Origin of the sequence: Microbacterium aurum (genome assembly GCF_016907815.1) — a bacterium.
GTDB classification, from domain to species: Bacteria; Actinomycetota; Actinomycetes; order Actinomycetales; family Microbacteriaceae; genus Microbacterium; species Microbacterium aurum.
This window is the reverse complement of sequence record NZ_JAFBCQ010000001.1, coordinates 2,426,171-2,439,409: the sequence shown is the minus strand read 5'-3', so window position 1 is coordinate 2,439,409 and position 13,239 is coordinate 2,426,171. Positions and strand designations below refer to the sequence as shown.

The window sequence follows — 13,239 nt, the reverse complement described above, 5'->3', positions numbered from 1 at the left end:
GTGTGGTCATTCTAGTCTGTGACGGTGGATGAACCTCGTCCCCCTGCCGGGTCCTCGGCCTTCGCCTCCGTCGCCGAGTCGCTGCGCGCCCTGACGTTCCGGTCGGACTTCACCGTGCGGGAGATCGCCGCGCCGGGAAGCCTCGCGCCCGACGCCATCGCCCTCGCCGGAGACGTCCGTCCCGAAGCCGACGGCATCGACTCCGAGTACGGCACGGGACGCTTCATCCTGCTGCACGACCCGGAGGAGCCGGACGCCTGGGACGGCGCCTGGCGTGTGGTGTGCTTCGCGCAAGCGCCACTGGAGCCCGAGATCGGTGTCGACCCGCTGCTCGCCGACGTCGCCTGGTCGTGGCTGATCGATGCGCTGCACACGCGCGGCGCGACCTTCCACGCGGCATCCGGCACCGCCACCAAGACCCTCTCCAAGGGGTTCGGCACCCTCGCCGACGAGGGCGACGGCGCGCAGATCGAGCTGCGCGCCTCGTGGTCGCCTGGCGGCGATCTCACCGCCCACGTGGCGGCCTGGGCCGAACTCGTCTGCATGCTCGCGGGTCTGCCCCCGGGATCCGAGGACATCGCCGTGTTCGGAGCGCATCGCGCCGCCGGCGGGCGGGGACCATCCGCGCGCGGGGGGTCGCGTGGCTGAGTACGACGTCGTGGCGGATGCCGCGGGCCTCGCCGCGGCCGCCGCCGCCCTCTCCGACGGCACCGGCCCGGTCGCTGTCGACGTCGAGCGCGCCTCCGGGTTCCGCTATTCGCAGCGCGCCTACCTGATCCAGGTGTTCCGCCGCGACGCCGGCGTGTATCTGTTCGACCCGCCTGCGATCGGCGACATGTCGGCGCTGCAGGGCGCCATCGGCGACCTCGAGTGGATCCTGCATGCGGCCAGTCAAGACCTGCCGTCGCTGCGGGAGGCGGGCCTCGAGCCGCCCTCGGTGTTCGACACCGAGCTGGCGGCGCGGCTGCTCGGGCACGAGCGGGTGGGGCTCGGGGCTGTCGTGGAGGACACCCTCGGCATCACGCTGGCCAAGGCGCACTCCGCGGCCGACTGGTCGACGCGGCCGCTGCCGCAGCCGTGGCTCGAGTACGCCGCGCTCGACGTGCTGCACCTGGTGGACGTCTACGACGTGCTGGTCGCCGAGCTCGCCGAGCAGGGCAAGACCGAGATCGCCGCGCAGGAGTTCGAGGCCGTCCGCACCAAGCCGGAGCGTCCGGCGCGCGAGGAGCCGTGGCGGCGTCTCAGCGGACTGCACACGGTGCGCGGACGCCGTTCCCTCGCGGTGGCGCGCGCGCTGTGGCTCGCCCGCGAGGAGTACGCCAAGGAGCAGGACACCTCGCCGGGCCGGCTCGTCCCCGACCGATCGCTCATCGCCGCCGTCCTCGCCGATCCCGCCAGCAAGCAGGAACTCGCGCGCGTCAAGGACTTCACCGGCCGCGCCAGTCGCGCCCAGCTCGATCGGTGGTGGGCGGCGATCGAGGCCGGCCGCGCCGATCCCGCGCTGCCGTCGGAGCGCGCGACGGGCGACGGGATGCCGCCGCCCCGCGCATGGGCGGACCGCAATCCCGCCGCCGACGCGCGGCTGAAGGCGGCGCGCCCGCTCGTCGAGCAGCTGGCCGCCGACCTCCGGATGCCGACGGAGAACGTCCTGACGCCCGACACGCTGCGGCGCGTCGCCTGGGCTCCCCCCGCCGAGGTGGACGCGGCATCCGTCGGCGAGGTGCTCGCCGCCCACGGCGCGCGGCCGTGGCAGATCGCCCTGACGGCCCCGGTCATCGCGCACGCGTTTGTCGATTCTCTGCACGCGGCCGACGACTCCCCCGACGAGGCGTCGTAGAATCGGTCCAAGCGATTACGCGAGACTGAGTGTCACCATAGGCTGGACTCAATCTCATAACTTGGAGGCAGTGTGGCCGAGCTCACGGACGTCTACTTCGTCGATGGCATGCGCACCCCGTTCGGGCGTGCCGGCGAAAAGGGCATGTACTGGAACACCCGCGCCGATGACCTCGCCGTGAAGGCGACCATCGGTCTCATGGAGCGCAACGCCGCCGTCCCGGCGGACCGCGTGGACGACGTCGCCATCGCCGCGACGAGCCAGACCGGTGAGCAGGGGCTCACCCTCGGCCGCTCGGTGGCGATCCTCGCCGGCCTCCCCCAGACGGTGCCCGGCTTCGCGATCGACCGCATGTGCGCCGGCGCGATGACGAGCGTCGCCATGATGGGCGCCTCGATCGGCTCCGGCATGTACGACATCGCCCTCGCCGGCGGCGTCGAGCACATGGGCCACTACCCGATCGGCGGCAACGCCGACCCCAACCCGCGCTTCGTCGCGGAGAAGATGGTCGACCCGGGCGCGCTCAACATGGGCGTCACGGCGGAGCGCATCTTCGACCGCTTCCCGCACCTGACCAAGGAGCGCAGCGACCGCTTCGGGATGCTGAGCCAGCACAAGGCCCAGGCCGCCTATGAGGCCGGCAAGTTCCAGCCCGACCTCGTCCCCGTCGCGATCAAGGACGCCGAGGGATCCTGGGGCCTCGCCACCGAGGACGAGGGCCGCCGCCCGCAGACCACGATGGAGGACCTCGCGAATCTCAAGACCCCGTTCCGCCCGCATGGGCGGGTCACGGCCGGCACCTCCTCGCCGCTCACCGACGGGGCGACCATGTCGATCCTCGCCGGTGGCAGCGCCGTCAAGGAGCTGGGCCTTCGGCCCAAGATGCGGATGGTCTCGTTCGCGTTCGCCGGAGTGCAGCCCGAGATCATGGGCATCGGCCCGATCCCCTCGACCGAGAAGGCGCTGCGCAAGGCGGGCCTCACGATCGATGACATCGGCCTGTTCGAGCTGAACGAGGCCTTCGCCGTGCAGGTGATCTCGCTGCTCGACCACTTCGGCATCGCCGATGACGACCCCCGCGTCAACCAGTGGGGCGGCGCGATCGCGCTCGGGCACCCCCTCGCGGCATCCGGCGTCCGCCTCATGATCCAGCTCGCGGCACAGTTCGCCGAGCGCCCCGACGTCCGCTACGGCCTCACCGCGATGTGCGTGGGCCTCGGGCAGGGCGGCTCGGTCATCTGGGAGAACCCGCACTTCGACGGCAAGAAGGGCAAGCGCTGAACGCCATGACCAACTACGACGAGATCGACTTCTCCCCCATCCAGGCCCTCACCGAGGGTGAGGTCATCACCCATTCGCGCGTCCGCGATATCACCCTCCCCTCCGGCAAGGTGCTGGCGCTCATCACGCTCGACAACGGTCGTGACCACACCCGCCCGAACACGCTCGGCCCCGCCACGATGACGGCGCTCGGCGAGACGCTCGACGCGCTCACGGCGCGCGCCGCGGCCGGCGAGATCCAGGCGGTCGGCATCACCGGCAAGCAGTACATCCTGGCTGCCGGCGCGGACCTCTCCGACATCACGAAGGTCGGCTCGAAGGCCAACGCCAAGCTCGTCGCGCAGCTCGGCCACAAGGTGCTCGGCAAGCTGTCGACGCTCGGTGTGCCGAGTTTCACGTTCGTCAACGGCCTCGCGCTCGGCGGCGGCCTCGAGATCGCGCTGAACTCGCACTACCGCACGGTGGACGCCTCGGCCGCGGCCATCGCGTTGCCCGAGGTCTTCCTCGGGATCATCCCGGGCTGGGGCGGCGCGTACCTGCTGCCGAACCTCATCGGCATCGAGAACGCTCTCGAGGTCGTCATCTCCAACCCGCTCAAGCAGAACCGGATGCTGAAGCCCCAGCAGGCGTACGACCTCGGGATCTTCGACGCGATCTTCCCGGCGGCGACGTTCCTGGAGAGCTCGCTGCGGTGGGCCGACGGCGTGCTGTCGGGCGCCACGAAGGTGGAGCGCAAGAACCAGCCCGGCAAGATCGAGCGGACGGTCAAGTGGCCGGTCGCCATCAAGATGGCGCGCGGCATGCTGGAGTCGAAGATCGGCACGGTTCCCCGCTCGCCGTACGTCGCGCTCGACCTGCTCGACAAGGCGCGCAGCGGAACGAAGGAAGAGGGCTTCGCCCGCGAGGACGAGGCCCTGGCCGACCTCGTGACGGGTGACCAGTTCGCGGCATCCATGTACGCGTTCGACCTCGTGCAGAAGCGCGCGAAGCGCCCCGTCGGCGCTCCCGACAAGGCCCTCGCGAAGAAGGTCACGAAGGTCGGGATCATCGGCGCGGGCCTCATGGCCAGCCAGTTCGCGCTGCTGTTCGTCCGCAAGCTCCGGGTGCCGGTGCTCATCACCGACCTCGACCAGGCGCGCGTCGACAAGGGCGTCGCCTACATCCACGACGAGATCGGGAAGCTCGAGGCGAAGGGCCGCCTCGACGCCGACACCGCGAACCAGCTGCGCGCGCTCGTGACCGGCACGACCGACAAGAGCCTGTACGCGGACTGCGACTTCGTCATCGAGGCCGTCTTCGAGGAGGTCGGCGTCAAGCAGGCGGTCTTCGGCGAGATCGAGCAGATCGTCGCCGAGGATGCGATCCTCGCCACCAACACGTCGTCGCTGTCGGTGGCCGAGATCGGATCGAAGCTCACGCACCCCGAGCGCCTCGTCGGCTTCCACTTCTTCAACCCGGTCGCGGTCATGCCGCTGATCGAGATCGTGAAGACGGATGCGACGACGGATGCCGCGCTGTCGACCGCCTTCGTCGTCGCGCGCGGCCTGGGCAAGAACGCCGTCCTCACCGCCGACGCGCCCGGGTTCGTCGTGAACCGCCTGCTCGCGAAGGTCATGGGCGAGGCCGCTCGCGCCGTCTACGAGGGGACGCCGGTCGCCGATGTCGAGAAGGCGTTCGCGCCGCTCGGACTGCCGATGGGGCCGTTCCAGCTGATCGACCTCGTCGGGTGGAAGGTCGCGGCGCACGTGCAGGACACCATGGTGCACGCCTTCCCCGACCGGTTCTACGCGAACGAGAACTTCCACGCCCTCGCGGAGCTGCCGGAGGTCGTCGAGAAGGACAAGGGCGGGCGCGTCACCGGCTTCACGAAGGACGCCCAGAAGGCGCTCAAGGGTCACGTGGGCTCCGCCCCGGCATCCGCCGACACGATCCTGCGCCGCGTGCAGGACGGACTCGCGCAGGAGATCAAGCTCATGCTCGACGAGGGCGTCGTGCCCGAGGTCGAGGACATCGACCTGTGCCTCATCCTCGGCGCGGGCTGGCCGTTCATCGACGGCGGCGCCTCGCCCTACCTGGACCGCGAGGGCGCGTCCGAGCGCGTGTTCGGCGACACATTCCACCACCCGCCGATCCGCGGCATCGGCGGCTGACGCCGCACGACCAACAGTGCGCGACGGTTGGGTGAACAGTTGATCGCGCCGTGTGGATCTGCACCGAAGGGTGCAGATCCACACGGTGCGGCGCTGCGCGACCTCGTGCACAGCCATGAGGGCACGCGTCTGCCCGTCAACGTCGACCTGTCCGCCGCGGTCGTGGGCGCGTGCGCCGAGCGGGTGCGCGAAGCGTGCGGCATCGAGCTGCTGTCGGTCGTGATCACCGGCGACGCCCTGACCGACGGATACCTCCTCGCGGACGCGATCACGCGTCAGACATCCGACCGGGCGCCCGACGCGGTGCCTCACCTCTGGGCCAGCGCGGTCGCGGCACGGCACAGCGCGTAAGCGCGCCCGGCGCGGCGTCGGCTGCCGGATCAGGTCCGTGGCTGGGCGGCGCGCACGCGCAGGTCGCGGGCGAGCCCGTCGCGCTGCTCGATGACGAGTCGCCGCAGGGCCCCGGGCGCATCTGCATGCTCCGCGAGCCATGCGTCGACGAGATCGAGAGAGTCGGATGCCGGGAACAGCCCGACCACAAGGCGCCGCGCGATCTCGATGCTGCGCGATGCCCAGGTCGGCGCGATGCGTGCGAAGTACTCGGCATCGAACTCCGCCAGGAACCGCCGCGCGTCGCCCGCGCGCGCACCGGCGATCGTCGCGCTCAGACGCTCGTTGGTCAGGCTCTCATCGTCCCAGGCGGCGTGCCAGGCGGCGGCGCGCACGGCGGAATCGGGGCGCGCCGCGAGCACGGTGAGGTGCGCGGTCCGACCCTGCGATGACGGATCGGCATCGCGCTCGGCATCCGCCTCCGCGGCGGTGAGACGGCCGGTCGCGGACAGCGCGGTCAGCCACATCCACCGCAGCTCGTGATCCAGCCGCAGCCCGTCCGGACCGGCGGCATCCCCGGCCAGGATCGCGCGGAGCTCGTCGGCGCGCCCCGCGGCGCGGGAGGCCGCAGCAGCCACTGCGCGCGCCCACGCGAGCTGCGCATCCGACTCGGCATCCGCCGTCCACAGGGCCTGCCAGCAGGCCTCGAGCCACCGGGCCGCGAGGTCCGACCGTGCCTCCGCGGCGGCGTAGTGGCCGATCGCGGCGTCCGCGTGGGCGAGCGCGTCGGCCAGCAGCGCCACATTCGGCTCCGCGGGCGCGTGCCTGCGCACGATCTCGAGGTAGCGGACCACCGGCAACTCGCCGTCACGCGTCGCGTCCCACAAGGCGGCCCAGACCACGGCGCGCGCCAGGGCATCGTCGATCGTGGCGAGACCTGCGGCCGCGGCATCCGTCGATGCGTCGTCCAGGCGGACCTTCGCGTACGTGCGGTCGTCGTCGTTCGGCACGACCAGCACGATGTCCTCGTCGGCGAGGGAGGCATCGAGCGTCGTCCGCTCGGCGGTCACGTCGAGCTCGATCCCCCGGCGGCGGACCAGCCGATCGCCGTCGCGCCCGTACAGGCCGACCGTCAGCCGGTGCGGGCGCGGGTCGGACTGCGCCAGCGCGAGCGCGCCGTCCGCGACGGGCTCGACGGCGAGCCGGGAGATCCCCGACGTCTGCAGCCAGGCGGCGCTCCAGGCCCGCAGATCGCGGTCCGAGGCGGATTCGAGGGCGGCGAGCAGGTCCGGCAGGGTCGTGTTGCCGTATGCGTGGTCGGCGAAGTAGCGGCGCGCACCGCGGAAGAAGGCCTCCTCGCCGACGAACGCGACGAGCTGCTTCAGCACGGAGGCGCCCTTCGCATACGTGATGCCGTCGAAGTTGAGCTTCGCGGCCTCGAGGTCGGGGATGTCGGCGACGATCGGGTGCGTCGTGGGGAGCTGGTCCTGCACGTACGCCCAGCCCTTGCGACGGCTCGCGAACGTCACCCAGGCGTCGGGGAAGCCGCCCGCGACGACCGCTGCGTGCGCCCCCATGAAGTCGGCGAACGACTCCTTGAGCCAGAGGTCGTCCCACCACCGCATCGTGGTGAGGTCGCCGAACCACATGTGCGCCATCTCGTGCAGGATCGTGTTCGCGCGGGCCTCGTGCTGCGCCGCGGTGGATGCCCCGCGGAACACGTAGCTCTCGGTGAAGGTCACGAGGCCCGGGTTCTCCATGGCTCCGAGGTTGTATTCGGGCACGAAGATCTGGTCGTACTTACCCCATGGATAGTCGAGCCCGAAGGCCTCGCCGAAGAACGCGAGTCCGCGGCGCGTGATGTCCAGGATCTCGTCGGCGTCGAGGTGGGATGCCAGCGACGCGCGGCACAGCACGCCCAGCGCGACGGCGCCGGATGGGCCTTCCCAGACGCCCTCGACACGGTGGTACGGGCCCGCGGCGACGGCGGTGATGTAGCTGGAGAGCGGCAGGGTCTCGGCGAACCGCACCCGCACGCCGCCGGCGACGGCCTCGCGGTCGATCTCGGCGCCGTTCGAGAGGACCTGCCAGCCTGCCGGCGCCGCGACGGCGAAGCGCCAGCGGGCCTTCAGGTCGGGCTGCTCGAAACACGGGTAGACGCGGCGGCAGTCGGCCGGTTCGTACTGCGTGTACAGGTAGACCTCGCCGTCGAGGGGGTCGACGAAGCGGTGCAACCCCTCACCGGACGTGCTGTACCGTCCGGTGCCGCGGATCTCGACGGTGTTGTGCGCGGCGAGGTCGTCGATGTGCACGCGCGCGCCGTCCCAGTCGACGGCGCGTTCCTCGCCGTTGACGATGACGGCGTCGACCGATGCTCCGATGAAATCGATCCACGTCGCATCGACGTCGGCCTCGAACGCGAGCGTCGTCGCCGTGCCGAACGTCGCGGCATCCGCGTCACGCGCACCGCGCAGATCGAGCTCGACATCGATGGTGTGAAGGCGGATGCCGGCGGCGCGCGCCGCCGTCTCGTCTCGGGTGAGGTTGGCGGAGGTCACCGCTCCATCGTGTCAGACCCGTGGCGGCGGCCTCAGCGCTCCTGGTGCTCGCTGTCCTGGGGTGAAACCGTCCAGATGGCGCCGGTGTCGGCGGAGGGACGCGCGACGGGAATGCGCGTGCCGAGCACCTGCGCCACGACGTCCTGGGCGATCTTGGCGGCCGAAAGGCCGGCATCCTCGAGGATCTGCTCGCGCGTCGCGTGGTCGATGAACTCGTCCGGCAGGCCCAGCTCGTCCACCGCGGTGTCGACGCCGGCCTCGCGCAGCACCTGCCGCACCCGCGTGCCGACGCCGCCGACGCGGATGCCGTCCTCGATCGTGATGACGAGACGGTGGGATGCCGCCAGCTTCACGATCGACGGCTGCACCGGCACGACCCAACGCGGGTCGACGACCGTCGCGCCGATGCCCTGCGCGCGCAGGCGCTCCGCCACGGCGACGGCGAGCTGCGTCATCGGGCCGATGCCGACCAACAGCACATCCTCGGCACCGTGGCGCCACAGCACGTCGGTGCCGTCGGCGAGCCGCTCGAGGGCGGGCTGGTCGGCGGCGACGGCGCCCTTCGGGAAGCGGATGACGGTCGGTGCGTCCTCGACGGCGATCGCCTCGTCGAACTCCTCCCGCAGGCGCGCCGCGTCGCGTGGCGCGGCGATGCGGATGCCGGGGACCAGCTGCAGCATCGCGAGGTCCCACACACCGTGGTGGCTGGGACCGTCGGGACCCGTCACGCCGGAGCGATCGAGGACGAACGTGACACCGGCCTTGTGCAGCGCGACGTCCATCATGACCTGGTCGAACGCGCGATTCATGAACGTCGCGTAGATCGCGACGACAGGGTGCAGCCCGCCGAAGGCGAGTCCGGCGGCGGATGCCACGGCGTGCTGCTCCGCGATGCCCACGTCGTACACGCGGTCGGGGTACCGCTGCGCGAACGGCTGCAGCCCGGTCGGCCGCAGCATCGCGGCCGTGATCGCGATGACGTCCGCACGCCGCTCCCCGGCGGCCACGAGCGCATCGGAGAAGACATCCGTCCACGCCTCGGCATCCGACGATCCGAGCGGCTCGCCCGTGGCGGGATCGATCTTGCCGACGGCGTGGAACTGGTCGGCCTCGTCGTTGCGGGCCGGCTCGTAGCCGCGCCCCTTCTCGGTGATCACGTGCACGATCGCCGGCGCGCCGTACTCCTTCGCGAGGCGCAGGGTCTCTTCGAGGGCCTCGAGGTCGTGCCCGTCGATAGGACCGAGGTACTTGATGTCGAGGTTGGAATACAGGGCGGCGTTGTTGGTGAAGCGCGAGAGGAAGCCGTGCGTGCCGCCGCGCACGCCGCGGTAGACGGCGCGGCCGGCGGGACCGAGCTTGCGGAAGAAGGATGCCGATCCCTTGCGCAGGCTCTCGTACTGCTCGGTCGTGCGGACGCGGTTCAGGTACCGCGCCATGCCGCCGATGGTGGGCGCGTAGGAGCGGCCGTTGTCGTTGACGACGATGACGAGGTTGCGGTCGTTGTCGTCGGAGATGTTGTTGAGCGCCTCCCACGTCATGCCGCCGGTCAAAGCGCCGTCGCCGACGACCGCGATGACGTGGCGATCCATGCGGCCGGTGCGGGTGAGCGCCCGCGAGATGCCGTCCGCCCAGCTCAGCGAACTCGACGCGTGGGAGGACTCGACGACATCGTGCTCGCTCTCGGAGCGCTGCGGGTAACCGGCGAGCCCGCCGCGCGAGCGCAGGGCGCCGAAGTCCTGCCGCCCCGTCAGCAGCTTGTGGACGTACGACTGATGCCCGGTGTCGAAGACGAAGGGGTCCTGCGGGGAGTCGAACACGCGGTGCAGGGCGATCGTCAGCTCCACGACGCCGAGGTTCGGGCCCAGGTGCCCGCCGGTGCGGGCGACGTTCTCGATGAGGAAGTCGCGGATCTCCTGTGCGAGTTGCTTCAGCTGCGGTACTGAGAGGTCATCGAGGTCGCGGGGACCGTGAATCGACTCGAGCAGGCTCATCCCCCGAGTCTACGTCGCAGCGGTCCCCTCGGTCGTAGCCGCAAGCGGGCCCGGCATCCGCCCCTCGCCCGCCTCCGCCCCGCTCATCCGTCGCGAATCGCGTCTATCGGGGCGGGATGGCGCACCTTGCGCCGGACGAATCCCGACCGCCGTCGCCCACCGTTCCCCCGGCACGCGAAAGCCCCGGCATCCCCCTCCGAAGACGGGCGGATGCCGGGGCTTTCAGCCGCGGCGCGGCTCAGACGAGCGAGCGAAGCACGTACTGCAGGATGCCGCCGTTGCGGTAGTAGTCGGCCTCACCGGGCGTGTCGATGCGGACCTTCGCGTCGAAGACGACCGTCTCCTTGCCCTCGGGCGAGAACTCGCTCGGCGCGGCGGTGACCTTGACCGTCTTCGGCGTCGTGCCCTCGTTGAGCTGCTCCAGGCCCTCGATCGAGACGATCTCGGTGCCGTCGAGGCCCAGGCTCTTCCAGGACTGCCCCTCGGGGAACTGCAGCGGGACGACGCCCATGCCGATGAGGTTCGAGCGGTGGATGCGCTCGAAGCTCTCGGTGATGACGGCCTTCACGCCGAGGAGCGAGGTGCCCTTGGCGGCCCAGTCGCGCGACGAGCCCGAGCCGTACTCCTTGCCGCCGAAGACGACGAGCGGGGTGCCCTGCGCCTGGTAGTTCTGGCTCGCGTCGTAGATGAACGACTGCGGACCGCCCGGCTGCGTGAAGTCGCGGGTGTAGCCGCCCTCCACGATCTGGCCGTCGTTGACCGCCGCGACGAGCTCGTTCTTCAGGCGGATGTTCGCGAACGTGCCACGGATCATGACCTCGTGGTTGCCGCGCCGCGAGCCGTAGGAGTTGAAGTCCTTCTGCGCGACGCCGTGCTCGGTGAGGTACTGCGCCGCGGGCGTGCCCGCCTTGATGTTGCCGGCCGGCGAGATGTGGTCGGTGGTGACGGAGTCGCCGAGCGTCGCCAGGACGCGCGCGCCGTGGATGTCCGAGACCGGCGTCAGCTCCATCGACATGCCGTCGAAGTAGGGGGGCTTGCGCACGTAGGTGGACTCGTCGTTCCACTCGAACACCGGGCCGGTCGGGGTGGGCAGGTTCTTCCAGCGCTCGTCGCCGTCGAAGACGGTGGCGTACTGCTTGATGAACTGCTCGCGGGAGATCGACGAATCGATGACCTCCTGCACCTCGTCGGGCGAGGGCCAGATGTCCTTCAGGAACACGTCGTTGCCCTCGGAGTCCTTGCCGAGGGGGTCCGTCTCGAAGTCGAAGTGCATCGACCCGGCGAGGGCGTACGCGACGACGAGCGGCGGCGAGGCGAGGTAGTTCATCTTCACGTCGGGGCTGATGCGACCCTCGAAGTTGCGGTTGCCCGAGAGCACCGCGGTGACGGCCAGGTCGTTCTCGTTGATGGCCGCGGAGACCTCTTCGATGAGCGGGCCCGAGTTGCCGATGCAGACCGTGCAGCCGTAGCCGACGGTGTAGAAGTCGAGGCCCTCGAGCGCCTTGTCCAGGCCCGATTTCTCGTAGTAGTCAGTGACGACCTTCGAGCCCGGGCCGAGCGTCGTCTTGACCCACGGCTTGCGCTTGAGGCCCTTGTCGACGGCCTTCTTGGCGAGCAGACCCGCCGCGATCATGACGGACGGGTTCGACGTGTTCGTGCACGAGGTGATCGCGGCAAGCGCCACCGCACCGTTGTCGAGGATGTACTTCTCCCCCGCGGGAGTCGACACCGGCACCGGGTTGGATGCCGCGGCGGGCGCTCCACTGTTGATGTGCACCTCGCGCGTGTCGGGCTCTTCGTCGCCGGGGGTTGCACCGGGGTCGGATGCCGGGAACGAGTGCTTCGACTCGAGGTCGACGATGTCGTTCGACGTCGACGGCGCCGCGTAGTTCAGGATGTCCTTCTCGAACTGCGACTTCGCCTCGGACAGCAGGATGCGGTCTTGCGGGCGCTTGGGGCCGGCGATCGAGGGGACGACGGTGCCGAGGTCGAGTTCCATGTACTCGCTGAAGATCGGCTCGTTGTCGGCGTCGTGCCAGAGCTTCTGCTCCTTCGCGTACGCCTCGACGAGGGCGACGGTCTGCTCGTCACGGCCCGTCAGGCGCAGGTAGTCGAGCGTGACGTCGTCGATCGGGAACATCGCCGCTGTCGAGCCGAACTCGGGGCTCATGTTGCCGATCGTGGCGCGGTTCGCGAGCGGTACGGAGGCCACACCCTTGCCGTAGAACTCCACGAACTTGCCGACGACCCCGTGCTTGCGCAGCATGTCGGTGATGGTGAGCACGACGTCGGTCGCCGTGACGCCCGCCGGGATCGTGCCGGTCAGCTTGAAACCGACGACGCGCGGGATGAGCATCGACACGGGCTGGCCGAGCATCGCGGCCTCGGCCTCGATGCCGCCGACACCCCAGCCGAGCACGCCGAGGCCGTTGACCATCGTGGTGTGCGAGTCGGTGCCGACACACGTGTCGGGGTAGGCGCGGAGCACGCCGTCGCGGCCGGTGCGGTCGTAGATGACCTTCGCGAGGTGCTCGATGTTCACCTGGTGGACGATGCCGGTGCCCGGCGGGACGACCTTGAAGTCGTCGAAGGCGGTCTGGCCCCAGCGCAGGAACTGGTAGCGCTCACCGTTGCGCTCGTACTCGATCTCGACGTTGCGTTCGAGGGCGTTCTCGGTACCGAAGACATCGGCGATAACGGAGTGGTCGATGACCATCTCGGCGGGCGAGAGCGGGTTGATCTTGTTCGGGTCGCCGCCGAGCGCCGTGACGGCCTCGCGCATGGTGGCGAGGTCGACGATGCAGGGGACGCCGGTGAAGTCCTGCATCAAGACGCGCGCGGGCGTGAACTGGATCTCGGTGTCGGGCTCCGCATCGGCATCCCAGTTTCCGAGCGCCTCGATCTGCGCCTTCGTGACGTTCGCACCGTCCTCGGTGCGCAGCAGGTTCTCCAGCAGCACCTTCAGGCTGAACGGAAGACGCTCGTACCCCGCGACGGTGTCGATGCGGTAGATCTCGTAGTCGGTTCCGCCGACTGTCAGGGTGCTCTTGGCTCCGAAGCTGTCAACAGTGGACACGTCTCTACTCCTTCGT

8 protein-coding genes are annotated in these 13,239 nt (G+C 70.2%); 5 read left to right on the top strand and 3 right to left on the bottom strand.

The window, feature by feature from the left end; genetic code table 11:
• The first annotated feature begins 24 nt into the window (after positions 1–24).
• The 5 genes from JOD60_RS12000 (at position 25) to JOD60_RS11980 (ending at position 5,619) form a co-directional block, all read left to right on the top strand.
• A complete protein-coding gene (locus JOD60_RS12000) occupies positions 25–648 on the top strand; it encodes a DUF3000 domain-containing protein (protein WP_076692203.1) in 624 nt (207 codons plus the stop codon).
• The gene (locus tag JOD60_RS11995; RefSeq protein WP_076690821.1) at positions 641–1,837 is read left to right on the top strand and encodes an HRDC domain-containing protein; all 1,197 of its coding nucleotides are present in this window, start codon (positions 641–643) and stop codon (positions 1,835–1,837) included. Before JOD60_RS12000 ends, JOD60_RS11995 begins: the two co-directional genes overlap by 8 nt.
• 72 nt (positions 1,838–1,909) lie before the next feature.
• The gene (locus tag JOD60_RS11990; RefSeq protein WP_076690820.1) at positions 1,910–3,118 is read left to right on the top strand and encodes a thiolase family protein; all 1,209 of its coding nucleotides are present in this window, start codon (positions 1,910–1,912) and stop codon (positions 3,116–3,118) included.
• Positions 3,119–3,123: 5 nt separating this feature from the next.
• Positions 3,124–5,268, top strand: a complete 2,145-nt coding sequence (locus JOD60_RS11985) for a 3-hydroxyacyl-CoA dehydrogenase NAD-binding domain-containing protein (protein ID WP_076690819.1) — start codon at positions 3,124–3,126, stop codon at positions 5,266–5,268.
• Positions 5,269–5,373: 105 nt separating this feature from the next.
• Positions 5,374–5,619: a hypothetical protein gene (locus JOD60_RS11980; RefSeq protein ID WP_076690818.1), complete on the top strand. Its 246-nt coding sequence runs from the start codon at positions 5,374–5,376 to the stop codon at positions 5,617–5,619.
• Positions 5,620–5,648: 29 nt separating this feature from the next.
• On the opposite strand, the gene pepN is transcribed toward JOD60_RS11980, so the two are convergent.
• The 3 genes from pepN to JOD60_RS11965 form a co-directional block, all read right to left on the bottom strand.
• Positions 5,649–8,156, bottom strand: a complete 2,508-nt coding sequence (gene pepN / locus JOD60_RS11975) for an aminopeptidase N (RefSeq protein WP_076690817.1) — start codon at positions 8,154–8,156, stop codon at positions 5,649–5,651.
• A 32-nt stretch (positions 8,157–8,188) separates the two neighbouring features.
• A complete protein-coding gene (gene dxs, locus JOD60_RS11970; protein ID WP_076690816.1) occupies positions 8,189–10,147 on the bottom strand; it encodes a 1-deoxy-D-xylulose-5-phosphate synthase in 1,959 nt (652 codons plus the stop codon).
• A gap of 238 nt (positions 10,148–10,385) precedes the next feature.
• On the bottom strand, positions 10,386–13,223 hold the full coding sequence (locus JOD60_RS11965; RefSeq protein WP_076690815.1) for an aconitate hydratase: 2,838 nt from the start codon (positions 13,221–13,223) through the stop codon (positions 10,386–10,388).
• Between the last annotated feature and the right edge of the window lie 16 nt (positions 13,224–13,239).